Below are 24,703 nucleotides of genomic sequence, written 5' to 3'. Positions count from 1 at the left end.
AATCTCAGAAAAACCCGATCTGCGGTTTGGCGATCATCAGCCACAAGATCACGGCGACGGCGGCGAACGCCGGGATGCCGAAGGCAAACCACAGCCAGAAGATCCGGTGGTATTCTTTCGGGAGCGGCTTGCCCTCTGCCGCCGCGATGGCGGCGAAATCGCGCAGGCGCATTTGCATCCAGACCACCGGTAGCCACAGCGCGCCGGTGATAATGTACAGCACGATCGACCAGATCACCCAGCCGTCCCAGAACGAATAGCCGACGTGCAGTACCAGCAGCGTGCCAGTGATGGGCTGCACGACGACGGCTGTCGCCGTGAAGATGAAGTCGGCAATCACGACGATGCGCGCGACGCCGGCGATGACGGCCGGCTTGCCGCCGAGGTGGGCAGCCAGCATGAAAAAGGCAATGCCCGCGCCGGTGCCGAGCAGCACCGCGGCGCCAACGACGTGGAGATATTTGAGGACGAAATACAGCATTAGCGGTCCTCAAGCACAGCTAGCGCTGCGAAATGCAGCACGATGACCGGCCAGATCTTCAACATCGGCCCGAGCGGATCGGCCCAGAGCCGCGGCACCAGGATGGTGCCGATGATCGCATAGGTGAAGGAAATGGCGATGGCTGCATAAAGGCCGTAGCGGCTGGTCGGCCTGTAGGCGATCGCAATGCCAATGACCAGATCGGCCAGTGCGCCGGCGATGATCGTGAGCGCAGCAGCCGTCCCTTCCACGCCGCCTTCGCCCATCAGGCCCATGCCATATCCCCAGCCGGGCCCCAGCGAGACGAACGCGGTCGAGATCCAGAACAGGGATAAGACGATGAAGATCGCAGGCTTGACCAGGTACATGCCGGCAAACCAGCGTTCCTGCACGGAAGCTGGCTCAGCGGCGAAGAACTCTGAAAGGCTTTTGGATTGGAGCCCAAGCCGCTGCATGCCTTCGAGATTGCCTGTGGCGCCCCGCACCATTTCCCGCTCGGCCGTGCTGCGTACGGGAGGCCGCCAGCCGAGATACGAAATCATGTCGCCGAATTTATACATCATGTTTGAAGCAAACTGCGGCAGGTGAATCTCACGTGCCGGCGGCCAGCGACACCAGCGGCGGATGAGCGCAACGACCTCGCCGAATGAATAGCGCTGCGGGCCGACCAGCTCGACAACCTGCCGTGCCGGCGTGTCGGAGTCGAGAAAATGCTCCACGGTCCGTACGACGTCCTCAAGCAGGACGATCTGGAGCTGTCCCGTGTTGGGCATCACGGGAATTGCGGGCAGCGCAGCCAGGCCCCGCATCAGCGCACTGGCGCCATAGGCCGGGCGACCGATCACCACGGAAGGCCGCAAGATGACCCAATCGAGATCGCGCTCCATCAACGCCTTGTCGCCGGCCAGTTTCGATCGGGAAAAATCGCTGGGAGTTTCGCGGTCGACGCCGATGGCGGAAAAATGGATGACGCGACGGATCTGGAGCTGCTCGCAAGCGGCAAACAGGTTCGCGATGCCGTGGTGATGCACCATCGAGGTGGAGTCGCCGGGGCTGTCCTGGAGTACGCCTGCGCAATTCACGATCGCTTCGATGCCGTCGAGATACGGCACCCAATAGGCGGCCGATGTCGCCGCGGAGATGTCAACCCTCTGAACTGCAGGGCCGGACTGGTCGCCGCTCCTGCTCATCGAAACGACGGAATGACCGCGCGAGGACAGGTGAGCCGCGATGGCCGATCCGATCAGCCCGGTCCCTCCTATGACAGCAATTTTCATGACCGACTCCGCATCGGTAAGTCATGCCCGCTTGCGTGAACGTAAGCCCCGAATGAATTCTTCCAGAAAGGGAAGCGCCTCAAACAACGTGGACGCGGCCAGGAAACCGGCGACGAATTGCCACGGCAGCGGATCCTGCTTGAGGACGAGATCGAAGCGCGCAGCTTCGGGACCAAGCCCCCACAGGCTGAGAAATTGCGGCCAGTTCAGCGCGATGACGATGAGCATGGCCGTGAGAGGCATCAGTTCGAGAAAACTATGGACGTGCTGTTCGACCGGCGTGATGGGCCGCCTGTGACTGGCGAATGTCGTGTCCCATAAGGCCGTCAACTGGTGCAGAACGAAACACGCAATCATGGTTGCGATGATGAGGGCGTTGACCTCAAAGAACATCACCGCAAGGAGAGGGACCGCTATCTCTGCCAACATCAACAGGTGAAGAAGCGATTCCTTGTAGCCGCTGGTCAATTCAATCCGCGAAGCGCGATGACAGAGGTAGTCGGCAAAACCGGCCAACAACCAGACCGGCAGCACGAAATACAGCAATATCGTTTCGGCCGCGGCAGAAGAAGACATCGGCAGTTCGGCTAAGCTGTTCTCGTCCGTCTACAGCGTATCGGGCGTGCGGACGGGCGACGACTTGTCCTCGTTGCGCAGCTCTTGCTCGGCCAGGCGCCAGAATTCTTCCTCTTTGCCTTTGGGCCTGCCATTGCGTTCCCAGATCTCATAGGCGCGGTTCTTGATTTCCTGTTCGGTCGGCTCGCTCATCCAGGTCTCCCATAATGGCTTCCCTTCATCCGGGATAAGCACGCAGCGAAGAGCAAGGTTCCTAAGGCGAAACCGGTCTGGGATCGGCTTTGGGTTCTGGAATGAAAGAAGTGGCGCGCCGCCGACCGCTCAGAACGAGTTCGCCAGTTCGATCTCTGCCTTCAGCGCGGCAATCCGCCGCTCGGCTTCTTGGGCAGTCAGATTCTTCTCGAACAGTTTTGGCTGATAGGCCTCGGCGCTAAGCGTCCGGAGCGTCGCCAATTGGCGCGGCGTCATCGGCGCGTCGACCTGGTCCGCAAGGCGGGACATCGGAGAACTCCAAGATTCTTTGATCCGGGCCGGACTCTTAACTTGAAATTTGTTCTTTATTTGTTCTTATAGGGTTCAACCGCAGCGAGGTGGCCCATGGACAACAAAATCAATGAAATTCGAAGGAAAATCAAGGTTTTACGGGCGGAGATGCTGAGCGCCGGGGATAATATCCGCAAACAGGTCAACCGGAATGAGGATTGCTCGGAAGCCGCCATACGTCTGATGGCGATGCGAGCGGCCATGGTCGGTCTCGTCGCTGAGCGGAACAGGCTCGGCGGCGAGGAGCGCCTGCTCAATGTCGACGAGCGGCTGAAGCTGGATGTCCGCGCCGTCAGCAGAAAACAGTTGGCCAGGGCGCTCGACGGCCGTGGGCGATGACCCGATTCAAGCGCTGCGCCGGCGAATTGCAGAGCTGGACCAGCTCGCGCGTCAGCTAAATCAATCCGGCCTCGACAACGCGCGGGCGCAGCTCCTGCTCTCGCGCAAGCGGGCGGAGCTGGAAGACTTCATCAACAGAGGCCGGCGATGTCAGCACCGCTCAGATGGTACGACCACAACGCGGATAATCCGCCGTGGCTGAAAGTCTTGGCGGAGGTCCGGATCAGGGCGACGCGGGAAGGGTGGTGCCACGCCCACGTCCAGGCGATCGTCGTCGCGATCGATCAATATGCCGAGGCGGCGCTCGGCAATCGGGATTACTTCCTCAACAAGCCATATGGGGTTGGTGATCGCAACAAATAGCCCGCACGAGCGCAGCGATGCGCGGGACCGTAAGAATAAGCGATTACACTCCCTGCCTACAGGCGAGGCCGAAGCAATTCGGCGGCTCTCTCGGACTTCGAAGCGAGCGGGTCGTGCCTATGATGCTCCAGAGATATCACTCCGTCATTCAGGACTCCGGAAAGTGGCCCGTGATCTGATGCGCAAATTCCTTTGACGAGTTATAGCGGTACTGCTATAAACAAACGCCAATGACGATACAAAAGCCCACCCTATGGATCGGATCGTCCCGAGACGATCTGCGGGCTTTCCCAGACGAGGTACGCCGCGTCATGGGTTTTGCGATCAACGATGCGCAGAACGGTGAAGAGCATCCTCGCGCCAAGGCCCTGAAGGGTTTTGGCGGTCGAAGTGTGTTGGAAATAGTCGACGATGAAGATGGTGATACTTACCGAGCCGTCTACACCGTTCGCTTTGCCGGAGTGATCTATGTCCTTCACGCCTTCCAAAAGAAGTCGAAGAAGGGGAGTGAGACGCCGAAGCGCGACATCGAGGTAATCAAGGCGCGGCTCAAGGTGGCCGAGGCCCATTACCAGGAGCACTATGGGAAAGGAGCAAAGAAATGAGCAAGGAAAGAAAGGTGACCGTAGGCACCGGCAACGTTTTTGCCGACCTTGGCTTTGCCAATCCTGAGGAAGAGCTTCTGAAGGCGAAACTTGTCCGTGAAATTCGGGCGATTATCAAACGTCGAAAACTTACTCAAGCCAAGGCTGCCGTTATGCTTGGACTTAAGCAGCCGGACGTTTCTGCTCTTGTCACTGGCCGCGTAGACAAATTCTCAATCGATCGTTTGGTGCGCTGCTTGGGTCGGTTGGATTACAAGGTAGACGTCGTTGTGCGCCACAAGCCGCGTCGAGCCGCTTCGCGTGCGGCCGCCGCCTGAGACGGCTTTTACGCGGATACTAATTCTGCTTCGCGCTATCCGCAGCCTCCGGCGCCGCTTGCCGCGGTCCGCCGGTAAACCTTTCGATCACCGAGCGCACCGCATCGCGCGTCTTGCGGTCCTTCACCGCATCGAGCAAGGGCGCAGCGCCCGGCGAGCGGCGGATCAGGCTTTCGGGATCGGGAAACACCAGCGGATCGTCCCACGGGCCCTGCACGACGAAGGGTAGTTCAAAACCCTTGTCGCCGCCAGCCGCCGCCGGGGTCAGGCTGGCGACGCCTTTGAGGTCGTATTCGCGTGATGGCACCGAGGCGGTGCCGGTCAAGGTCAGGCGCGTCGTCGGTCCGTCGACGCGGAGATCCTCGACGGTGGCGATGCCGTCGTTGAACCGCACCGAAACCGAGAGATTGTCGTAAGGGGTCGAACCGCTACGCAAATTGCCGCCGCCGGACAATGGCCGCCGCTCCAGCCGCTTCAGGAGCTGCTCGACGTTGAACCCCGCGATCGCGCCGTCATGACCATTGAGCGTGGCCGTGCCGTCGAGCGAAGAGGCGAGACCGAACGGGCTCGAGCCGGATGCCGTCAGCGAGAGGCCGAGATTGCCGCGGCCGGACAGCTTGGTGATGCCGAACAATTCGTTGGCGCAGGCCTGCAGATCGACGTCGGTGAACTGCAGCTGCGCCTTGACGTCGGCCACCGCGTCCGACCGCGCGATGCCGAATGAGCCCTTGGCAATGCCGCCATACATCTGCGCCTCGCCGACCGAGAGCGCCAGCGCGCCGTTGCGCAGGTTGGCGCCCAAGGCGGTGCGACCGAGCTTGGTCCCGCCGACCGTCACTCTCGCCGCCGACAGGCGCATGTCGAGATCGGTAGCGGAAAGCGACGTCAGGTCGAACAATTGCCGGTTCCAGTCGCGCGCGCCGCTCGCGAGCAGGCGGAAGGTCGAGATGTAGGGCGTGAAATCCAGGTTGCCGGCCGCCAGCGTCGCTTGCAGCGTCTGGCGGCCATTATTGGCGACCGTCATCACGCCCTCGGCGGCGTTGCCGTCGAGTTCGACATTCACGTTGGTCAAAGCGACAGAGGCGCCGACGACATTAGCGCGGGCCTTCAGCGTGAAACGGCCGAACCCGCCGCTGCCGGGCACCGGCTGTCCCATCCAGCGCAGCGCGTTGCGCAGCGACAGGCTGTCCACGCTGACGATGCCCTCCATCATCAGGCTGGTGCGGTTGGCGACAAAGCCGTCGAAGGCGAGCTTGAGAGGCGCGCTGACCAGCCGTGCCTTCAGGCCGGAGCGGTCGCCCGACAGCATCGCGACGAAGTCGCTGGCCGAGATCGAGCCGTCGACGCGTTCGCCGCGAAAGTCGAATTGCCCGATCGCCGCGAACGAGCGCGAGATCGACGGCCAGGCCAGCGACAGATCGATGTCGCTGAGCTGTTCCTTGGCGTTGTTGGCAGCGTCCTCGTATTTCAGCACGCCGTCCTGAATCCTGATTTCGGAGAACGAAACCTGGTTCTCCGCGCCGGGCTTCATCGTGCGCGCGATCCGTTCGACGAACGGCGTCCAGTTGCTCTCGCCGCCGGCTTCCCTGACGACACGGATGTGCGGCCGCAACATCATGACGTCGGCAATCTCGAACCGGCGCAGCAATAGCGGCAACAGGCGCAGGTTCGCCGTCAGCACGTCGACCTGCAGCGCGGGGTCGGTGGTGCCGCCACCCTTCAGCCCGACATTGTGAAAGGAGACGTAGCTTCCCGGAAACACCGACACGTCGATCGTGCCTGACACGATCAGATCGAGCCCGGTGACCGCGCGGATCTGCGCCTCGACCGCCTGTCGCAGTGCGTCCCGGTTGAGGAACCAGGACATGCTGATCAGGCCGATTACAGCCGCGGCGAACAGCGCCGCGACCGGCATCCCGAGGCGCTTCATTCCTTGGGCCATCGTCAATGACATATCCGGATCTGGCTAAACCGAACGCGGGTTGCTGCTACAGGGTCTATCTTGATTTGGGCAGGCGGCGCATAGGTAAGCCCGTGCCAACCCCAACAACTTGAAGGGTTTTCTTGACGCTTTCAAGGCCGGGATGGCGGTCGGTGGGCGGTTCGGCGGCATAATCCCCGCATCATTGACGCACCGCGAAGAATTCGCCTAATAATCCGGATAATGCCGGCTTTCGGCCGTTCCCTCCATCAGGTCAGATTTCCATGAACAAGGTTTATCCCGACGCCAAATCGGCACTCGATGGCGTCCTCAAGGACGGCATGATGATCATGTCCGGCGGTTTCGGTCTGTGCGGCATTGCCGAGACCCTGTCGGACGCGATCCGCGATTCCGGCGTCAAGAATCTGACGGTCGTTTCCAACAATGCCGGCGTCGATGGCATCGGACTGAGCCGGTTGCTGGAAACCCGGCAGATCAGGAAGATGATCTCGTCCTATGTTGGCGAGAACAAGCTGTTCGCGCAGCAATACCTCGCCGGCGAGTTGGAACTCGAATTCAACCCGCAGGGCACGCTGGCCGAGCGCATCCGCGCGGGCGGCGCCGGTATTCCGGCCTTCTACACCAAAACCGGCGTCGGCACGCTGATCGCCGAAGGCAAGGAAGTGAAGGAATTCGACGGCGAGAAATACATCATGGAGCGCGGCCTGTTCGCCGACCTCGCCATCGTCCACGCCTGGAAGGGCGACACCGCCGGTAACCTGATCTACCGCAAGACCGCGCGGAATTTTAATCCGATGATGGCGACCGCTGCGAAGATCACGGTGGCCGAGGTCGAGCAGCTTGTTCCGGCCGGCGAACTCAATCCCGACCACATCCATACGCCCGGCATTTTCGTCAAGCGCATCATCGAGGTCGGCACCGGCAAGAAGCGGATCGAATTCCGCAACACGCGCCCGCGGCCGGCCGCTTAAGCGCACGCACAGGAGAAACGATATGGCCTGGACCCGTGAACAAATGGCCGCGCGTGCCGCGAAGGAACTGCGCGACGGCTATTACGTCAATCTCGGCATCGGCATTCCGACGCTGGTCTCGAACTACATCCCCGACGGCATCGACGTGAACCTGCAGAGCGAGAACGGCATGCTCGGCATGGGCCCGTTCCCGTATGAGGGCGAGGAAGACGCCGACCTCATCAACGCCGGCAAGCAGACGGTGAGCGAACTGCCGTCGACCAGCTATTTCTCGTCCGCCGATTCCTTCGGCATGGTGCGCGGCGGGCATATCGATCTGTCGATCCTCGGCGCGATGCAGGTGGCGCAGAACGGCGATCTCGCCAACTGGATGATCCCCGGCAAGATGGTGAAGGGCATGGGCGGCGCGATGGACCTCGTCGCCGGCGTCAAGCGCGTCGTCGTTGTCATGGAGCATTCCGCCAAGGACGGCCCGAAGCTTTTGAAGACATGCAATCTGCCGCTGACCGGCGAGCGCGTGGTCGACATGGTGGTGACCGATCTTGCGGTCTTCACCATCGACAAGCACGGCAAGGACGGCATGGCCTTGATCGAACTCGCCGACGGCGTCACGCTCGACGAGGTAAAGGCCAAGACCGAAGCCGAGTTCCGCGTCGCGCTGAAGAACGCCTGACGCGATGGCGGGGCGGTCGCAGCCTGCGATCCGTCCCGCGCGTCCCGAAGACGCAGGCTTCATTGCCCGCAACATCTTGGCCTCGCAGCGCGGCCCGTTCCCGCGCGGCTGGTTCGATATCGCGCTTGGCTGGGACGAGCCGCAATGCCTTGCGTTCGTCGAATGCATCGCGCTCGCACAAACGCAATCGTGGTGGCACATCACCCAATTCATCGTCGCTGAGGTCGAGGGTGAGCCGGCGGCATCGCTCTGCGCGCTGCCTGCTGAAGGCACCGAGGCCGCCGCGGGGGCGGCGATCAAGGAGGTAGCGGCCGCGATCGGGTTGAGCGCAACCGATCTGACGGCGATCTTCCGGCGTGGCACCTATGGAGCGAATTGCTGGGTGCAGGGCGGCGAGGGCGAATGGCTGATCGAGCATGTCGCGACGCTGCCCGAGTATCGCGGCCGCGGACTGGTGCAGGCGCTGATCGAACACGCACTGGCTGCTGGCAGGACCGCGGGGTTCGAACGGGCGTCGATCTCGTTTCTGATCGGCAACGAGGCGGCGGAGCGATGTTACGCCAAGGCAGGCTTTGCCTTTGCGGAGGAAAAGCGCGATCCCGCGTTCGAAGCGATCACGGGCGCGCCAGGCTTCCGCCGCTTTGTGCGGGCGATCTAGAACATTTCGTAGGGTGGGCAAAGCGAAGCGTGCCCACCATTTATCCTCGATCATTATCCTGAACGGTGGGCACGCTGCGCTTTGCCCACCCTACGGCGCTACACATGCGCGGCGCCTTCACGCCGGCCCGGCCGGCACATCCGAAAACCGCGTCAGCCACGCCACCGGGCCGATGCTGGCGGCGACAATCAGGAGCGCGGCGAGCGCGCCTTCCTCAAAACTGCCGCGGCTGGCGTATTGGTAGATCGAGGTCGCCAGCGTGTCGACGTTGAGCGGCCGCAACAGCAGCGTTGCCGGCAATTCCTTCAGGCAATCCACGAACACCACGATGACGGCGCCGAGCATGGCGGGGCGCAACAGCGGCAGATGGATCAGCCGCATCGTCGTGGTCTGGCCGGCGCCGACCGCGCGTGCGCTGTCGTCATAGTCGCGCGGAATCCGCTCGAACCCTGCCTTGATGAATCCGGTCGGCACCGCCAGAAACCGGATCACATAGGCGATGATGACGGCAGCGCCTGAGCCGACAATGATCAGCCCTGGCAGCGATCGTCCGAGCCATCCGGCGAGCGCGTTGATCGCGTTGTCGATGGCTAGCACGGGTGCGAGCAGGCCGAGCGCCAGCACCAGCCCCGGCAGCGTGTAGCCCAATTGCGCGATGTTCATCGCGACAAAGCGCAGCGTCGTCGACCGCCAGCGCCACGCCAGAATCGTCGCAAAGCCGAGCAGGAGCGCCGTCAGCGTGGCGAGGCTTGCAAACGCGACGGAGTTGAAGGCGTCGCGCCATAACGCCGTGTCGAAATTCGCAAACAGCCCGCGCTTGAAGCTCTGATGCGCGAGATAGAGCAGCGGCACCAGAAATCCGAGGCAGACCGGCAGCAGGCAGGCTGCGAATGCACATGCGCCGTTGATGCCGGTAAGCTTCGTCCGTTGCGTGAGCCGCGGGCTTTCGGCGGAAAATTCCGTCGTGACGTTGCGACGCCCGTAGCGCTCGATCGCGATGAGGCAGGCCACGATCGCCAGCATGAAGCAGGACAATTGCGCGGCGCCGGCCAGGCTGCCGCGGTTGAGCCAGGTCGTGAACACCGACACGGTGAGCGTACGGACGCCGAGATATTCGCTGGCGCCGATGTCGTTCAGCGTTTCCAGCGACACCAGCGCTGTGCCGACCGCTAGCGCAGGACGCGCCATCGGCAGCGAGATGCGCCAGAAGGTGGTCCAGCGGCCGGCGCCCAGCGTCTTTGCGGCTTCCGCGAACTCCGCGCTCTGGAACTGGAACATCGTGCGCGCCGACAAATAGACGTAAGGGTAGAGCACCAGCGCGATCACGACGACCGCGCCGGGCAGCGAGCGCAGATTGGGCAGCATGCGCACGGCATCCGGCAGCGGCAGCCAGAGCGCAAGCGTCTTGTGGATCAGCCCAAGCGGCTCGAACAGATCGACATAGACGTAAGCCGCGAGGTAGGTCGGGATCGCCAGCGGCAGAGGCAGCAGCCATAGCAGCATCTGCCGGCCGCGGAATTCATGCAGGGATACCGTCCATGCCGTGCCGGTGCCGATCGCAACCGACAACGCTGCGACGCCGCCGAGCAACAGCGTGGTGTCGAGGATGGTGGCCGGCAGCACATAGTCGATCAGGTGCCGCCAGATATCCGGCGCCGGCTGCAGCGCGAGGACAATGATGGAAACGACGGGAGCGGCGACGAGGATAGCGGTCGCGACCGCAATGGACGCTGCGATGCGCCCGGCGTGCGTCGGCCGGCTCACGTGGATTCACGCTGGCGAGTTGGATCTATCTGCTTGTTGAGGTCGGCTCCCTCCCCCCTTGCGGGGAAGGGCGGGGAGCCGTGAGCGATGCTGCCTGTGTGGCTTACCCCTTTCCCTAACCCTCCCCCGCAAGGGGGGAGGGAACGCGTTTGTATGGGGGGCGCGATCACGGGTCTAATGCTTCGCCCACACTGCCGGGTTAGTTGTCGAAGCCGACCTTGTCGACCAGCGTTGAGGCCGCCTTGCGGTTGGCGACGATCTTGGCGATCGGCGTCGGATCGGCGGTGAGCTTGCCGTAGCCAGCAATGGTCGGGTTGACGGCGACGCCGGCGCGGATCGGGTATTCGTAGTTGGCATCGGCGTAGATCTGCTGCGCCTTCTCGCCGGCGAGCCACTCGATCAGCTTGACGCCGTTGGCCTTGTTCGGCGCGTGCTTGGCGAGAAGGACGCCGGAGAGATTGACGTGGGTGCCGCCACCCTCGAACGTCGGCAAGATCACCTTGGTGGCTTCCGCCCACGGCTTCTTCTCGGGATCGTTGTTCATCATCAGCGCCCAGTAATAGGTGTTGCCGATGCCGATGTCGCACTTGCCGGCCGCGACGTCGCGCGCGGCTTCGCGGTCGCCGCCGGAGGGTTTTTGCGCCAGATTGGCCTTCACGCCCTTCAGCCATTCCTCGGCCTTGGCCTCGCCGTGCTTGGCCACATAGGCCGCGAACAGGCCGTTATTGTAGATGTGCTGGCCGGAGCGGATGCAGATCTTGCCCTTCCACTTGGGATCGGCGAGTTCTTCATAGGTGATCTTGTCCTGCTTGACGCGGTCCTTCGAGGCGTAGATCACGCGCGCGCGCATGGAAATGCCGGCCCACTGGCCGTCCGGATCGCGATATTGCGCCGGCACGATCTCGTCGAGCACCACCGACTTGATCGGCTGGGTAACGCCGGCTTGCACGGCGTCGTCGAGGCGACCGAGATCGACCGTGAGCAACACGTCGGCCGGACTATTGGCACCCTCGGCCTTCATCCGCTGCTCGAGACCCGAGCTTGCCGAGACCACGTTGACCTTGACGCCGGTGTCCTTGGTGAAGGCATCGAACAACGGCTGGATCAGCTTGGTTTCGCGATAGGTGTAGACGTTCACCTCGCCGTCGGCGGATGCCGTCGAGGCCCCGAACGCGGTAAAACAGAGCAACGCTGCGGTTGCGGCGGTAGCGCGAAAATTCATCATGAGAGCTGCCCGACAAAGCTGGTGGAGATGCCGGTTTCAGTAGCGCAGCCGCCACCATGGCGTCAGCGACTGTATGTCGCGAACGGCTTCATTTAGAGCGATTCCAGTGTCGTAGTTTAGAGTGATTCCAAATATGGCTGACCGCGGTGACTTCCGGGGCGTGAGCCCAGGTCAGACCGTCGCGCGACCTGTCGGCAATCAACGGAGGCGGTCGAACTCAACGGCGGCCGTGTTGCCGCCGCTGACGATGACGGCAACCCGTTCGCCTGAGCTGGGTTTGTAGGCGCCGGACAGGATCGCGGAGAATGCGGCTGCTCCACCTGGCTCCGCCACGATGCGCAAGGCGCGCCAGAGCGTCGCCTGTGCTTCGGCAATCGCAGCGTCGGAGACCAACACCGTTTGCGGCGCGTATTTCCGGACAATAGGAAAGACCTTTTCACCAACGCGCCGTGGCGCGAGCGAATCCGCCGCCAGACCGCCGGCCTCCGCATCGACCGGATGGCCGGCTTCAAGGGCTTTGGTCAGTGTGGGCGATGCCAGGGGCTCGACGCCAATCACCTTGATGCGGCCGGCGTACCAGGCCGCGATACCTGCGATCAGCCCGCCACCGCCGACCGACACGAGCAGCGTATCGATTTCCGGTGCTTGATCCGCGAGCTCAAGGCCGACCGTTCCCTGTCCCAGGATGGTTTCATTCTGGTCGAAGGCCGGCACCGGCAATGCGCTGGTTTGTTGTGCCCATGCCTCGCTGGCTGCGAGCGCATCCGAATAGCGGTCGCCCTCGATCGCGAGATCGGCGCCATAGTCGCGGATCCGCTGCACCTTGGCCGGAGACGAGATGCTGGGCACGACGATCTTGGCCGGCTTGCCAAGCTTCATCGCTGCATAAGCTACCGCTGCGCCGTGGTTGCCGCCCGACGCCGCGACCACGCCGGCCTTCGGCACGTCGCGGGTCAACAGATTGCTGAAAGCGCCACGCGCCTTGAACGAGCCGGAATGTTGCAGAAGCTCGAGCTTGATCGTGAGGGGATGCCGGGGCAGGCCGAAGTCGGCGCAATCGACCTCGACCACCGGCGTCCGTCGGATGAAGGGCCGAATGAGTCGCTCGCATTGCGCGATCGTTTCAGAGGTTACGGCATCCGATGGCGCGGTCATCCAGGGCACTCCAGGCTCGTTGACATGAATTAGTCATTTAGCTAATTAGCAATATGGCTTCTTTGAACGACAACGTCGAGTCTGCTTTTCGAGCGCTCGCCAGCGATCGTCGGTTGTTGATATTGGAGTGGCTGAAGCGCCCCCGCGCGCATTTTCGCGAGCAGATCGATGGTGACTTGGTCAAGGACGGGGTCTGCGGCGTGTTGATTGCCGACAAGCTCGGCGTCAGCCAGCCCACTGTGAGCGAGCACTTGAAGATACTGTCGCAGGCGGGGCTGTTGAGCGCCAAGCGCGTCAAGCAGTGGACGTTTTACAAGCGCGATGAAGCACGCATTGCCAGGCTGAAGGCCGCCATGCTCGAAAGGATCTGATATTCGGTCTTTGCTTGGGGCGCCGGATCTTCCCGTGGCGACATTTTGAGCAGTAGAGCTCGCTTATCCGTTCGACCTTGGCATCATCAGTGCCTAGTCTTGGCCGAAACGGAGACGATGTGAATGCGGGCGGTGCTGGATTACTGTACCGGAGGAACGAAGCGAGCCGTGCCGGCAGGCACGCTTGTGCTCCAGGAGGGCAGCAGGACCGGGCATCTGTTCGTGCTGCTGGAAGGACGGCTGGAGGTCATCAAGGGCGATAGCGTCGTCGCCGTCCTGACCGAGCCGGGGGCGATGCTGGGCGAAATGTCGGTACTGCTCGAGCAGCCCCACACGGCGACCGTGCGCGCCGCTGCCGATTCCGTGGTTTACGAGTTCGACGACGCTGCGGCGTTCCTGCGCGACCAGCCGGCGATGGCGCTATTGATCGCGCGCTTGCTCGCGCAACGCCTCAACATCGCCAACACCTATCTGGCCGACCTGATGCATCAATATGCCGGCCAGGGAAATCATCTGTCGATGGTCGGCGAACTCCTGCAGCGCATGATCAACCTGCCGCCGACGCAGGTTTCGCCAGGCTCGGATCGGCAATCCGACCCAAGGATCTGAGCCACGCCGGAACGATCGTGACCGGCGCGGCCGGCCGCTGCAGGGGCGCCTTGAGATCGATGCAGTGCGCCTCGCCCGCCGGCAGCCAGAACGCCGTGCCCGCATCGAGATCGAGCACGATATAGACCGGCGGACGACCCGGCTGCAGCCCCGCATTGAACACCCAGGTTGGGCCGAGCCGGTCGAACCACGAACCATCCGAAATGAACGGCGACTGATGCACGTGGCCCGAGATCACCATCGACGGCTGGTATTGCGCGATCCATTGCACCAGTTCGACGTCGCCGAAGAACCGCTTGCCGCCCCAACTCGTCGGCGAGTTCGCCGGCGGCGCATGATGCACCCAGATCCAGCGTGGCGCCCGCTCGGCCGCGGCGTCGCGAAGCTGGGCTTCGATGCGGCTCTTGACCAGCGGCCCGTCCCACCACGGACACACCGTAAACAGCGTGTCGCCGACGGTGAGGCTATCGCCGTCGCAGGCGATGCCGAGCTCGCGGACGTCGCCAATCCAGCGCGCGATCTTCTCGCCTTCCGCGCTGCGGTCGTCGAGATCGTGATTGCCCGAGCAGAGGATGACGCGCGTCGTTTGCGACAGCAGCGACAGGTATTTTTTCACCACCAGAATCTGCGCGCGGAAATCAACGAACGATCCGATGTCGAGCGCGTCGCCGGCAAAGATGACGACGTCGAATTCAGGAGCTGCCGCCAGCAGCCAGTCGAATTGCGGCAACGAATAATGCAAATCGGCAACGACAAGGCAGCGCATAATGATTCAAATCCAAAAATGCCCAGGAAACAGGCGATCCGCAGGCGGATGCATTCAGGCATAGTGGATTCGAGCAAGAATTGTGCCGGTCGCGACCTCAAATGGGGATTCATCGCCCCCCCTGGAAATCAGGGCGCATACCCATAAATCGAGCTTGATGGCTACTCGATGTCCGACATTCGCGGATAGCGCACCAAATTCTGCATCGCAGCGAACGACGCTAAGTGCCAACAACGGAAGTCGCGCTTATTCGATCATCTCGTCCCAACGGGCGAGCATCTTTCTGCGATGGTCATTCGGGCAGCCCGGCTTGCCGCAATCCCTCTTCGTATCGCAAAAGGTCTTCGGCCCGCCTGAAAGGGCCCAACACGTCTTTGAGAGTGGAAACACGTAGCGTGGGGTTCAGCAACCGCAGCCGAGCCACGGCCTTATGTGCTTGCTCCGGCCGCCCGGCCATTGCGTTGCTTGCGGCGGCGATCCGTAATCCAGGTGGATAGACCGGATTGTCCTGCAATGCCATTGCCGCCCACGATGCCGCTTCGTCATAGCGGCCCAAGAAGAAATGTGCATGCGCCGTCCCGCTTGGTATTCTTACCGGCGGATCAAGTGGGCTCAGGCGCATGGCACGCGCGAAGCGCTCGATCGCTGCTTCCGGCTCGCCGAGCCAGTTTTTTACCCAGCCGCCGAAACTCCATGCCTCGGCCAAATTGGAATTGAGCACAAGCGCGCGATCGACTAAGCCCGCGCCCACCTCGAGATCGCGAACAACAACCACTAATGCATACCCGCCGGAGGCGAGCGCGATCGCGTCATCCTTGCCCAACTCAACCGCCCGCTGAGCGAGCCTTGTCACCTCAGCAATCTCGCTCGGTGTGACTGAAATCCAGCCATTGGACTTAGCTATGACGTAGCAAAAGGCCGCACGACCGTAGGCAGATGCAAAATCTGGGTCGAGCTCGATCGCGCTGTTGAACAGGCGTAATGCCTCTTCGTTCGCTTGCTTGCTTGCAACCTGATGAAACCTGGCCAAACCACGTAAATAGAGGGCATAGGCGTCGAGACTCTCGGTCGGCTTGCGCTTGGCACGCTCGATCTCGGCTTTTTCCACCGCTGGCGCGATCGCCCCGACAACGCTCTCAGTCACCTGGTCCTGCAGATCGAAGGTGTCGCCGAGCCCGCCATCAAACCGCTCTGCCCAAAGATGTGCCCCGGTGGCGGTATCGACGAGCTGTCCAGTGATGCGCACTCGGTTGGCGGCTTTCCGGACGCTGCCTTCCAGCACGTAGCGCACCCCAAGCTCGCGCCCCACCTGCTTCACGTCGACGGCGCGCCCCTTGTAGGTGAAGCTCGAATTGCGGGCGATGACGAACAGCGCCTTGAAATGAGATAGCGCCGTGATGACGTCATCGACCATTCCATCGGCAAAATATTCCTGTTCCGGATCGGAGCTCAGATTGGTGAAGGGGAGAACGGCGATCGAGGGTTTATTGGGCAGAGCAAGGGTCTCATCAACAGGCCAGCGGTTCGGCACGGCTGGCACAGCGCGACCGTATGGGACGCGCCAGACCCGCATCGGTTCGGCGATATTCTTCAAGGATTGCGAACCCAAATCCTCAAACGTTACATCTACCTTGCCACGAATTTGCCGACGAGCGTCGTCCGAGATGCTGATGCCGCCCGGCTTTGCAATCCCTTCGAGACGCACTGCAATATTGACCCCGTCACCAAAGATATCGTTTTCTTCGACAATAATATCACCGACGTGAATGCCGATGCGGAATTCGATCTGCTTGTCCTGCGGCACGTCGATATTTTGTTCGGCCATGCCGCGTTGAATTTCGTCGGCACATCGCATGGCGTCGACCACGCTGGCGAACTCGGCGATAGCGCCGTCCCCGGTATTCTTGACAACACGTCCGTGATGCTCAGCGATTTTGGGATCGAAAATCGTTCTTCTAAGCGCTTTCAGTCGCGCCAGCGTGCCTTCTTCGTCGATCCCTATCAAGCGGCAAGAGCCCGCGACATCCGCCGCCAGAATAGCCGCCAGTCGCCGCTCTACATGATCGCTGCTCAAGATACACCCCCAAGGCTGGGGGAAATTGAATGGTCATATAGCACAATTGTGGCTATGCGCACGTCGGAAATGGGTCATTCGCTACAGTGGCGACCCAGCGGCAAGTCCAGCCATGTCCACTATGACGCCGAAAGCGGAAGTCAATTCAAACTCGCCTTAATCCGAATTTGGCTGCGCCCCAATGAGACCACGCTCTAATCCTCGCTCGCCTTGAAGCGATCAAGCCCCTTCAGCACGAACGGCGCCAATAGCGCGATCAGCGCAATGCCGAGCAGCGTCGCCGACATCGGGCTCTGCAGCAGCACGATGGGGTCGCCGAGGCTGATCGCCAGCGCGCGGCGCAACTGGCTTTCGGCGATCGGGCCGAGGATGAGGCCGACGACGACGGGCGCGATCGGGAAATCGTACCGGCGCATCAGAAAGCCCAGTACGCCAAAACCCGCCAGCATCGACAGCTCGACCACCGACGGTTTTGCGGCGATGGTGCCCATGGTCGCGAACACGAGAATGCCGGCGTACAACCACGGCTGCGGGATCGCGAGCAGCCGTACCCACAGGCCCACCAGCGGCAGGTTGAGAACCAGCAGCATGACGTTGGCGATGAAGAGGCTGGCGATCAGGCCCCACACGAGGTCAGGCCGCTCGGCGAATAGCAGCGGCCCCGGGTTCAGCCCGTATTGCTGAAAGCCCGCCAGCATCATCGCGGCCGTGGCCGAGGTTGGAAGGCCGAGCGTCAGCAACGGCACGAGGGTGCCGGCGGCGGAAGCGTTATTGGCGGCCTCAGGTCCGGCGACGCCTTCGATCGCGCCTTTGCCGAATTCCTCCGGATGTTTCGTCAGCCGTTTCTCGGTCGAGTAGGACAGGAATGTCGGAATTTCCGCGCCGCCGGCCGGCAGCGCGCCGATCGGGAAGCCGAACATCGTCCCGCGCAGCCACGGTTTCCACGACCGCTTCCAGTCTTCCATCGTCATCCATAGCGAGCCGCGCACCGGCTCGATCTTCTCCTCAACGTGATGGCGGCGCGAGGCGACGTAAAGCGCTTCGCCGACGGCGAACAGGCCGACCGCCAGCGTAGTCACCTCGACGCCGTCGAGCAGTTCGGGGATGCCGAACGCCAGCCGCGCCTGACCGGTGAGCTTGTCGATGCCGATCAGCCCGAGCGTCAATCCAATGAACAGGCTGGTCAGCCCGCGGATCGGCGAATCGCCGAAGGTCGCGGATACCGTGACGAAGGCCACGCACATCAGCGCGAAATAATCTTCAGGTCCGAATTGCACCGCGAAGTCGACCAGCCACGGTGCGAGAAAGGCGAGGCCAATGGTGGCAATGGTGCCGGCGACGAACGAGCCGATCGCAGCCGTCGCCAGCGCCGGGCCGCCGCGGCCGGCCTTGGCCATCTTGTTGCCCTCGAGCGCGGTCGCCATCGATGCGCTCTCGCCGGGCGTGTTGATCAGAATAGCGGTGGTCGAGCCGCCATACATGCCGCCGTAATAGATGCCGGCGAACATGATCAGCGAGCCGCCGGGATCGAGCTTGTAGGTGACCGGCAACAGCAGCGCGACGGTGAGCGCCGGACCAATGCCGGGCAGCACGCCGACCGCCGTGCCGAGGAACACGCCGATCAGCGCATACAGCAGGTTCATCGGCTGCACGGCGACGGCCATGCCATGCGCGAGGGCGGCGAAGGTTTCCATTACAGCAGTCTTTCCAGAGGGCCGGCGGGGAGGCTCAACGTCAGCAGGCGATCGAAGGCGAGATAGATCAGGGTGGTCATCACCAGAGCGATGACGAGATCGGCGAGAATTGCGCGCCGTCCGAATGCCGCCGAGGTGGTGACGAACAGCGCCGATGTCGCCAGGATGAAGCCGCCGCCAAGGCCGATGATGGCGATCAGCAGCGCAAGTCCGCCGAGGATCAGCAGCACGGGCTTGGGATCGGCGCTCTCGCGCGGCGGCAGGTTGCCGCGCAAGCCGTCGATCAGATTGCCGATCGCAAGCAAGCCGAGCCCGACCGCGACGACGATCGGCATCGCCTCAGGGCCCATGCCATACATCGTGGTGGCGGGCAGTTGCCGTGCATCCCAGACCAGCACCACGGCAAGCCCGGCGAGGGCCGCGGCAACAACCAGACCCGCAGGATCGATGCGCCGTGCCGCCGGCCCCTCCGGAAGATCGCTCGAAGGGGTGTCGGTCATGATTTGACGAGGCCGACCGATTTCAGCACGTCGGTAACACGCGCCGTTTCCTTCTTCAGGAAATCCGCGAACGCATCGCCGGAAAGATAGGCGTCCTCCCAGCCTTTCTGCTTGAGGATATCCTTCCAGGCGTCCGACTTGACCATCTTCTCCACCGCCTCGCTCAGGACCTTGCGCTGCTCCGGCGTGATGCCGGGAGGCGCGACCACCGAACGCCAGTTGGCGATCACCAGATCGATCCCCTGTTCCTTGAAGGTCGGAATGTCGATGCCGGCGATACGCTTCTCCGAGGTCACGCCGAGCGCGCGCAATTTGCCAGATTTGATCTGGCCTTCGTACTCGCTCAGGCCCGAAATGCCGGCGGTGACCTTGCCGCCGAGGATCGCCGCCAGCGACTCGCCGCCGCCGGAGAACGGAATGTAGTTGATCTTCTTGGCATCGGCGCCGATCGTGCCCGCAAACAACGCCGCCATCACGTGATCGACGCCGCCGGCCGAGCCGCCGGCGAAGGTCACCTTGGCGATGTCGGCCTTCACGGCGGCGGCCAGATCCTGCGCTGTCTTGAGCGGCGAGTTCGCCGGTACCACGATCACCTGGATCTCTTCGGTGAGGCGCGCGATCGGCGTTACCTGTTCGAGCGTCACCGGCGACTTGTTCATGGCGAGCGCGCCCACCATGACGAAGCCGTTCACCATCATCTGGTTGCCGTCGCCCTTGGCGCCGTTGACGAACTGCGCGATGCCGACGCTGCCGCCGGCGCCTGCCACGTTGGTGACCTGGACACTGCGGGCGATTTTGGCGGCGACCAGTGCTTGCTGCATCGCGCGCGCGGTTTGATCCCATCCGCCGCCGGGGGCCGCGGGCGCCATCATCTTGAGTTCGAGCTGCTGCGAGAGGGCAGGGCTGCCTGCCGCAAGCGTCAACGCGACGACCGCGCCGAACAGGCGCGCATGAAACGCAATCATGGGATTTCCTCCAAGGCTCACGCGGAGCTATTGTGTGTCAATTCGTCGCATATCAGCCCGAAAAATCCTCCGCTGTCCAGAAGGACCTTTGCGTGCCCGAACCGGATCTCAAAGATTTCGCTAGGGCTTTGAAGCGCGTACGTTTTTGGCCTTCGGCATTTGCCTTGAACGAAGTGAAGCGCCAATTGCTCGGCACGTCCGGAGCGGCGCCGTGCTTGCTTGGCCTTGGCTAGGGCGCCTGAGCAGGACGCGATGCCGAAGGTGGCCAGGGCCTCGCGGTCGAACGCGCCGACGATGATTGAAGGGAAATCAATGCACGAGAATTCTCAATCCGGCCGAGAAGCGGATCGAAGCAGCGGCCGCAAGATGCGGCTGTTCTCCGCCGCCTTGAGCATGTTCGGCGCCAAGGTTCAGATTGCCGTGCACGAGAAGAACATCGACTTCGAACTGGTCATGGTTCCCTTCACCCAGAAGGAGGGTTACGCGCCGAAGCATCCGGAAGTCCTGCGCATCAATCCGAAGCGCCAGGTGCCGGTCCTGATCGACGGTGACCTCGAGATTTTCGATTCCACCCAGATCTTCGAGTATCTCGAAGACATCAAGCCGCATCCTGCGCTGTGGCCCGCGACGCCTGCCGCGCGAGCCTGGGCTCGCCGGCTGGAGCATGAAACGGACGAAGTCTATTTCCCGCATATCATCAAACTGATGCCGCTCTGGAATAGGCCAGACGATCCCGCCGGGAAGCCTGCGCGCGAGGCCGCTGCCGCTTTTTACCGAACCATGGAGCGCGTGCTTGGCGACCGCGAGTTTCTCGCCGGCGAATACTCCTTTGCCGATATCGCGTTCTATATGGCCCAGTTGTTCGGTGCCCGCATGGGGGCCGACATGACCAATGAGACGCCAAACCTTCTGCAATGGCGGCAGCGCATGACGGCAAGACCGGCCGTCATCAAAGTGGTCGCACCGATGGCCGATTACTTGCGCAGCGACGGCCGCAGCGTTCCAGCGTTTCTCTCGCCAATAGCGATGTGATCGCCGCCGCGGCTACGCACACGCCTGTTCGTCTACGGTTACGCGCGTGCCACCGCGTGGGGAAACACGATCTCGATCAGCGTGCCGGAGCGGCCGCCGGTCTTGATCTGGAATTTGGCGCGGTTGGCTTCGACGAGGGCCTTGGTCAGCGACAGGCTGAAGCTCGAACCCTCGGCCTGATCGGACGGCGCCCGCGTGCGGAACGGCTCCAGCGCGGCGGCGACCTCATTGTCGTTGAGGCCGTGGCCGGTGTCGCGGACCCGCAGCATCACCTCGCCGAAATCGGACAACGCGGTCGAGACGATGACCTGACCGCCGGCATTGGCGAGATGGATCGAGTTGCCGATCAGGTTTAGCGTGATCTGGCGTAGCGCGCGTGCATCCGCGATGACAGGCGGCAGCGTATGCGCGAGCGAGGTGCGGATGATGATGCGTTCCCGGTTGGCCTGCGGCTGCATCACCGCCACGCAGCTCTCGACCAGCTCGTTGAGGTTCTGGTTGGTGAAGGCGAGATCGAGCTTGCCGGTTTCGATCCGCGACAGGTCGAGCAGGTCATTGACGATGGCGATCACGCGTTCGCCGGAGGCGCGGATGTCCTTCATGTATTCGAGGTAGCGCTCGTTGCCGAGCGCGCCAAAACGCTCGCCGATCATGACTTCGGAAAAGCCGATGATGGCATTCAAAGGCGTGCGCACCTCGTGGCTGATCCGGGCCAGCACGTCGGCCTTGGCGTTGGCGGCGCGTTCGGCCAGCCGCCGCGCTTCGCGCAGTTCGCTCTCGGTCTTCTTGGCCTGCGACAGATCGCGAAAGACGGCGAAGAAATTCGGGCCGTCGGCGCGGGTGCGGCCCATGGTCATCGACAGCGGAATAATGCCGCCCTTGCTTTCGCGGCCCAGCACCTCGCGGCCGTGATCGAGCAGGCTTTCGACGCCGGAAGCCTTGATGCCAGCGAGATATTCAAACACGCCGTGCTGGCTTTCGAGCGCAAAGAGGTCGGCGAGATTGCGCTGCGCCAGTTCGTCGCCGTCACGGCCGAACAGCGCTTCGGCGCTGCGGTTGACTGCATGGATGTTGCCTTCGGCGTCGAACATCACAATGCCTTCGGCTGTGGTGTCGAGGATGGCGGCGAGTTCTTCGGCATTGGCGTGGCCGACTGCCGAGGGCTCGGACACGTCAGGCTCAGCTACCGGCTCGGCCTGCGAAATGGCGGCTGCGACCGCCGCGGTTTCGTTACGTGTGCCCGAGAAGATCAGCGCGAGGGCGGAATCGCCGTTCCATGAAATCGTATAGAGGCGGGCCTCGGCGGCCGATGACGGCGCATCCGCGTCCGCCGGTACGCTTGTGGAGATCGTCACCGGCCTGCCGGTGTCCGATGTCGAGGAAGCATTCGATGCGCCGGGTTCGACATAGAGTGCGTCGAGACCGCCGGCCTCTTCCAGCGCATGCAGGCTCGGATAGCCCATCTGCGTCAGGAAGGCAGGGTTGGCATAGAGCAGCCGGTCGAGCCGGTAGATCAGGATGCCTACGGGTAAGAGATCGAGCAGCGCCTTGTCGCGCGCGGTCTCGCCATGCGCAGGCGGCTCCGGCTGCGCCAGCCATTCCGGCGTCTCGCTGGCGGCTTCGCGCACGGGTGCAGCGGCCGGTGGTTCGAAGCTGGTTTTGCCGGCGGCGTCCGCCGCCTCGTTGACGTTCTCGGGTTCGAGCCGCGCCGACAATTGCCGCGCCAGTTCGTCGAAGGCGCTGTTTTCAACCGGCGTTAACGACATCGGTTTCGCCTCGCCAGGGGCGCGAAACGGCACAACGTTCGCGGCATCCGCCGGCAATTCGGCTGCGGTTTCGGCCGGGGTGTCCTGCATGGCTTCCTTCATGGCTTCCCTGGGAGGTTCCACGGGCGTTTCCAAATCGTTTGGATGTGAAGTCTCGGCAGCAATCGGTTCAGGCAATTCGTCTGATGAAGGCGACGCCGCGGCGGCCGGTTCGGAAGCTGGCGCGGCGGGCGATTCTTGCGGCGGCGGCGCTTCGCCGGATAATTCCGACAGGCGCAGGGCGGCGAGCCGCGCCAGCGCGTCGAAATCGCGGCAGACGCCGAAGCCGCGATAGCCGACGAAATTCCGCGCACCATCGAAGATCGGCAGGCCGGACAGTTCGATCGGCAAGGTGCCGCCGCCATCCACCGGCCAGTTCAGCGTGATGCCGCTCCAGGTGGCGCCCGTCGCAAGCGCCTGCATCATTCGGCCGGCGGGATCGAATCCGAAGGTCTCGGCGATCTCGCGCCATGGCCGGCCGAAGGCGGCCGTCGTGCGCGGGCCCATCAGGCCGGTGAATTCATCGGTGCCTAGCGTGAAGCGGCCCTCCCGATCCATCTGCCAGGTGAAGCGCAGCGGCAGGCGTCGCGGCTGCGGCGCGGGCTGGCCGGCAAGAGTTCGGATCGCGGGCGGCGGCGCGCGCGGAATGGGGGCGGCCGCAGGCGGCTCCTCGGCGGCGGGCTCGGCAAGCGCATCGAACAAGGCAAACTCAGCGGGCGCCTCGCCCGATTGCGTCGGCTGTGCGTAGTCGGGAGCCGGCTGCGAAGCGGCCGGCAGTTCTATGACGGGCGCACTCGGCTGCGGGGTTGGTTCTGATGCGGCCTCTGGCTGCATCGCGTTCTCGCGCGGCTCGTGGGCCTGAACTGGTCGCGGCGCGATCAACGTGATGTTGCCGGCGGCGATCAGAACGCCGTGGCCGCCATTGGGAAGGTCGAACCGCGAACAGCCGCACGTCGCAAGCGCGCCGGGCGCTGCGCCAAATCCCTGCAGGCGCTCCAGCCGGATGGCGCCGTTGGCGAGCAGCCGGCCGGCCAGCCGCGCGACCTGCCGCCGGTGCCGGTCGGCCGGTCCGAAGGTTTTTTCAGCAAGGGCCGCGGCACTGGTGGCGCCGAGCACGCGCGCGCCGGCCGCATTGGCCCACAGGATGCGCTTGCCGTCGGCGGTCCACAACCAGGCGGGCAGGGGGCTCGCCGCGTAGGCGGCCAATCGCCGATCGCCGAGCGCTCGCCACTGAAATTCCGCGTCCTTCATCGCAATTACATGACCGTCCGGCGTCAGGATCGGCAGCGAGCATGCCGACAGCGTTAAGGGACATTACTATCGCAAGCCGGCGGTGGCAGGTCCACGGCCCGGCGCTCCGGCGGTAATTTAACCCATGGATAACCTTAACCGGGCTGAACTCTTCGGCCGGCCGCCGCGTTGGTGGGGGTCGCGAACTGCCGTCAGGGCGCCAACGATGGCAAGACCTCTCGGGCGCGCATCCGTTCCGGCCGCGCCCCTGCCGACATCTGCACGCAATCCCTGTCAAGAAGGACAGCACCATGAATGATGAAGCGCGAGACCGTTTCGAGATACCGAAGGAAATGCGAACGATGGCGGAAGCAAGCTTCGAGCAGGCCCGCAAGACGTTTGAGAAATTTGTCGAGGCCGCGCAGGCCGCCGCTGGCTCCATCGAGGAGCGCGGTGCCACGGTGCGCGAGGGCGCCAAGGATGTCCGGGAGAAGGCCGTCGCCTACGCCGAGAAAAACGTGCAGGCCTCGCTCGATCACGCGCAGTCGCTGCTGAAGGCCAAGGACCTGCCCGAGGTGATGCGGCTGCAAAGCGAATATGTGCAGGCGCAAATGCGCGCACTGGCGGAGCAGGCCAGCGAAATGAGCCAGATCGTCGGCAAGGCCGCGATGGAAGCGGCCAAGCCGAAGGCCTGACCTGTTCCTGTCTGGCGGGCAGCAATCGCTGGGTGGCACGGGCTGGAACCCGCACTCAGTGCGGGTTTATTTG

The 24,703-nt window shown here is 63.1% G+C and carries 26 protein-coding genes; 11 read left to right on the top strand and 15 right to left on the bottom strand.

The window, feature by feature from the left end; genetic code table 11:
- Positions 1 to 4: 4 nt before the first annotated feature.
- From AC0QUY_RS08140 to AC0QUY_RS08120, 5 genes are all read right to left on the bottom strand, one after another.
- On the bottom strand, positions 5 to 481 hold the full coding sequence (locus AC0QUY_RS08140) for a DUF2269 family protein (protein ID WP_475386445.1): 477 nt from the start codon (positions 479 to 481) through the stop codon (positions 5 to 7).
- Positions 481 to 1,758, bottom strand: coding sequence for an SDR family oxidoreductase (locus AC0QUY_RS08135; protein ID WP_475386444.1), 1,278 nt, complete (start codon positions 1,756 to 1,758; stop codon positions 481 to 483). The genes AC0QUY_RS08140 and AC0QUY_RS08135 overlap by 1 nt, the downstream gene beginning before the upstream one ends.
- Before the next feature lie 21 nt (positions 1,759 to 1,779).
- Positions 1,780 to 2,334 (bottom strand): hypothetical protein, encoded by a 555-nt coding sequence (locus AC0QUY_RS08130; RefSeq protein WP_475386443.1) that lies wholly within the window; start codon positions 2,332 to 2,334, stop codon positions 1,780 to 1,782.
- A 30-nt stretch (positions 2,335 to 2,364) separates the two neighbouring features.
- Positions 2,365 to 2,526, bottom strand: coding sequence for a DUF2934 domain-containing protein (locus AC0QUY_RS08125; protein ID WP_161851839.1), 162 nt, complete (start codon positions 2,524 to 2,526; stop codon positions 2,365 to 2,367).
- A 129-nt stretch (positions 2,527 to 2,655) separates the two neighbouring features.
- On the bottom strand, positions 2,656 to 2,835 hold the full coding sequence (locus tag AC0QUY_RS08120; protein WP_475386442.1) for a DUF3072 domain-containing protein: 180 nt from the start codon (positions 2,833 to 2,835) through the stop codon (positions 2,656 to 2,658).
- Positions 2,836 to 2,931: 96 nt separating this feature from the next.
- Here AC0QUY_RS08120 and AC0QUY_RS08115 point away from each other — a divergent pair, with 96 nt between their 5' ends.
- The 4 genes from AC0QUY_RS08115 to AC0QUY_RS08100 all read left to right on the top strand — a co-directional run bounded on the left by AC0QUY_RS08115 (position 2,932) and on the right by AC0QUY_RS08100 (position 4,501).
- A complete protein-coding gene (locus AC0QUY_RS08115) occupies positions 2,932 to 3,216 on the top strand; it encodes a hypothetical protein (RefSeq protein WP_475386441.1) in 285 nt (94 codons plus the stop codon).
- A gap of 147 nt (positions 3,217 to 3,363) precedes the next feature.
- Positions 3,364 to 3,579, top strand: coding sequence for a hypothetical protein (locus AC0QUY_RS08110; protein WP_475386440.1), 216 nt, complete (start codon positions 3,364 to 3,366; stop codon positions 3,577 to 3,579).
- 311 nt (positions 3,580 to 3,890) lie between these two features.
- Entirely contained in the window at positions 3,891 to 4,184 is a 294-nt protein-coding gene (locus AC0QUY_RS08105; RefSeq protein WP_475386439.1) for a type II toxin-antitoxin system RelE/ParE family toxin, read from the top strand.
- Positions 4,181 to 4,501 carry a helix-turn-helix domain-containing protein gene (locus AC0QUY_RS08100; RefSeq protein WP_475386438.1) on the top strand — a complete coding sequence of 107 codons (321 nt, stop codon included), beginning with the start codon at positions 4,181 to 4,183 and terminating at the stop codon, positions 4,499 to 4,501. Before AC0QUY_RS08105 ends, AC0QUY_RS08100 begins: the two co-directional genes overlap by 4 nt.
- A 19-nt stretch (positions 4,502 to 4,520) precedes the next feature.
- Here AC0QUY_RS08100 and AC0QUY_RS08095 read toward each other — a convergent pair whose 3' ends face one another.
- Positions 4,521 to 6,443, bottom strand: a complete 1,923-nt coding sequence (locus AC0QUY_RS08095) for an AsmA family protein (RefSeq protein WP_475386465.1) — start codon at positions 6,441 to 6,443, stop codon at positions 4,521 to 4,523.
- Positions 6,444 to 6,706: 263 nt separating this feature from the next.
- Between AC0QUY_RS08095 and AC0QUY_RS08090 the strand changes: the two genes are divergently transcribed.
- Genes AC0QUY_RS08090 through AC0QUY_RS08080 form a run of 3 tightly spaced genes read left to right on the top strand, consistent with a single transcriptional unit; the run spans position 6,707 to position 8,745 of the window.
- On the top strand, positions 6,707 to 7,414 hold the full coding sequence (locus AC0QUY_RS08090) for a CoA transferase subunit A (RefSeq protein ID WP_161851842.1): 708 nt from the start codon (positions 6,707 to 6,709) through the stop codon (positions 7,412 to 7,414).
- Positions 7,415 to 7,436: 22 nt separating this feature from the next.
- Positions 7,437 to 8,087 carry a 3-oxoacid CoA-transferase subunit B gene (locus AC0QUY_RS08085; protein WP_057838558.1) on the top strand — a complete coding sequence of 217 codons (651 nt, stop codon included), beginning with the start codon at positions 7,437 to 7,439 and terminating at the stop codon, positions 8,085 to 8,087.
- Between the two features lie 4 nt (positions 8,088 to 8,091).
- Positions 8,092 to 8,745, top strand: coding sequence for a GNAT family N-acetyltransferase (locus tag AC0QUY_RS08080; protein WP_161851843.1), 654 nt, complete (start codon positions 8,092 to 8,094; stop codon positions 8,743 to 8,745).
- 117 nt (positions 8,746 to 8,862) lie between these two features.
- Here the strand turns inward: AC0QUY_RS08080 and AC0QUY_RS08075 are convergent, their stop codons facing one another.
- The 3 genes from AC0QUY_RS08075 to AC0QUY_RS08065 all read right to left on the bottom strand — a co-directional run bounded on the left by AC0QUY_RS08075 (position 8,863) and on the right by AC0QUY_RS08065 (position 12,889).
- Positions 8,863 to 10,509, bottom strand: coding sequence for an ABC transporter permease (locus AC0QUY_RS08075; protein WP_475386437.1), 1,647 nt, complete (start codon positions 10,507 to 10,509; stop codon positions 8,863 to 8,865).
- A 199-nt stretch (positions 10,510 to 10,708) separates the two neighbouring features.
- The gene (locus AC0QUY_RS08070; protein ID WP_475386436.1) at positions 10,709 to 11,734 is read right to left on the bottom strand and encodes a Fe(3+) ABC transporter substrate-binding protein; all 1,026 of its coding nucleotides are present in this window, start codon (positions 11,732 to 11,734) and stop codon (positions 10,709 to 10,711) included.
- A gap of 198 nt (positions 11,735 to 11,932) precedes the next feature.
- The gene (locus AC0QUY_RS08065) at positions 11,933 to 12,889 is read right to left on the bottom strand and encodes a threonine/serine dehydratase (protein ID WP_475386435.1); all 957 of its coding nucleotides are present in this window, start codon (positions 12,887 to 12,889) and stop codon (positions 11,933 to 11,935) included.
- Between the two features lie 62 nt (positions 12,890 to 12,951).
- On the opposite strand from AC0QUY_RS08065, the gene AC0QUY_RS08060 reads away from it, so the two are divergent.
- Together AC0QUY_RS08060 and AC0QUY_RS08055 are read left to right on the top strand one after the other, a co-directional pair.
- Positions 12,952 to 13,260, top strand: coding sequence for an ArsR/SmtB family transcription factor (locus AC0QUY_RS08060; protein ID WP_475386434.1), 309 nt, complete (start codon positions 12,952 to 12,954; stop codon positions 13,258 to 13,260).
- A 123-nt stretch (positions 13,261 to 13,383) separates the two neighbouring features.
- Positions 13,384 to 13,869: a Crp/Fnr family transcriptional regulator gene (locus tag AC0QUY_RS08055; protein WP_475386433.1), complete on the top strand. Its 486-nt coding sequence runs from the start codon at positions 13,384 to 13,386 to the stop codon at positions 13,867 to 13,869.
- Here AC0QUY_RS08055 and AC0QUY_RS08050 read toward each other — a convergent pair.
- From AC0QUY_RS08050 to AC0QUY_RS08030, 5 genes are all read right to left on the bottom strand, one after another.
- Positions 13,808 to 14,635 (bottom strand): metallophosphoesterase family protein, encoded by an 828-nt coding sequence (locus AC0QUY_RS08050; protein WP_475386432.1) that lies wholly within the window; start codon positions 14,633 to 14,635, stop codon positions 13,808 to 13,810. The two genes, AC0QUY_RS08055 and AC0QUY_RS08050, sit on opposite strands and share 62 nt — an antisense overlap.
- Before the next feature lie 292 nt (positions 14,636 to 14,927).
- Positions 14,928 to 16,709: an adenylate/guanylate cyclase domain-containing protein gene (locus AC0QUY_RS08045; RefSeq protein WP_475386431.1), complete on the bottom strand. Its 1,782-nt coding sequence runs from the start codon at positions 16,707 to 16,709 to the stop codon at positions 14,928 to 14,930.
- A gap of 194 nt (positions 16,710 to 16,903) precedes the next feature.
- Entirely contained in the window at positions 16,904 to 18,403 is a 1,500-nt protein-coding gene (locus tag AC0QUY_RS08040; protein ID WP_475386430.1) for a tripartite tricarboxylate transporter permease, read from the bottom strand.
- The gene (locus AC0QUY_RS08035) at positions 18,403 to 18,903 is read right to left on the bottom strand and encodes a tripartite tricarboxylate transporter TctB family protein (RefSeq protein WP_475386429.1); all 501 of its coding nucleotides are present in this window, start codon (positions 18,901 to 18,903) and stop codon (positions 18,403 to 18,405) included. Before AC0QUY_RS08035 ends, AC0QUY_RS08040 begins: the two co-directional genes overlap by 1 nt.
- Complete coding sequence (locus AC0QUY_RS08030) at positions 18,900 to 19,868, bottom strand: Bug family tripartite tricarboxylate transporter substrate binding protein (RefSeq protein WP_475386428.1); 969 nt, start codon at positions 19,866 to 19,868, stop codon at positions 18,900 to 18,902. The genes AC0QUY_RS08035 and AC0QUY_RS08030 overlap by 4 nt, the downstream gene beginning before the upstream one ends.
- 312 nt (positions 19,869 to 20,180) lie before the next feature.
- Here AC0QUY_RS08030 and AC0QUY_RS08025 point away from each other — a divergent pair, with 312 nt between their 5' ends.
- Positions 20,181 to 20,900: a glutathione S-transferase family protein gene (locus AC0QUY_RS08025; RefSeq protein WP_475386427.1), complete on the top strand. Its 720-nt coding sequence runs from the start codon at positions 20,181 to 20,183 to the stop codon at positions 20,898 to 20,900.
- A 38-nt stretch (positions 20,901 to 20,938) separates the two neighbouring features.
- Here AC0QUY_RS08025 and AC0QUY_RS08020 read toward each other — a convergent pair whose 3' ends face one another.
- Positions 20,939 to 23,956, bottom strand: coding sequence for a PAS domain-containing protein (locus tag AC0QUY_RS08020; protein ID WP_475386426.1), 3,018 nt, complete (start codon positions 23,954 to 23,956; stop codon positions 20,939 to 20,941).
- 290 nt (positions 23,957 to 24,246) lie between these two features.
- On the opposite strand from AC0QUY_RS08020, the gene AC0QUY_RS08015 reads away from it, so the two are divergent.
- The gene (locus tag AC0QUY_RS08015; RefSeq protein ID WP_475386425.1) at positions 24,247 to 24,630 is read left to right on the top strand and encodes a phasin family protein; all 384 of its coding nucleotides are present in this window, start codon (positions 24,247 to 24,249) and stop codon (positions 24,628 to 24,630) included.
- The last annotated feature ends 73 nt before the right edge of the window (positions 24,631 to 24,703 follow it).

Source organism: Bradyrhizobium sp. WYCCWR15520 (genome assembly GCF_056174665.1).
Note: the sequence above shows the minus strand (reverse complement) of the source record. Positions and strands in the feature narration are given on the sequence as shown.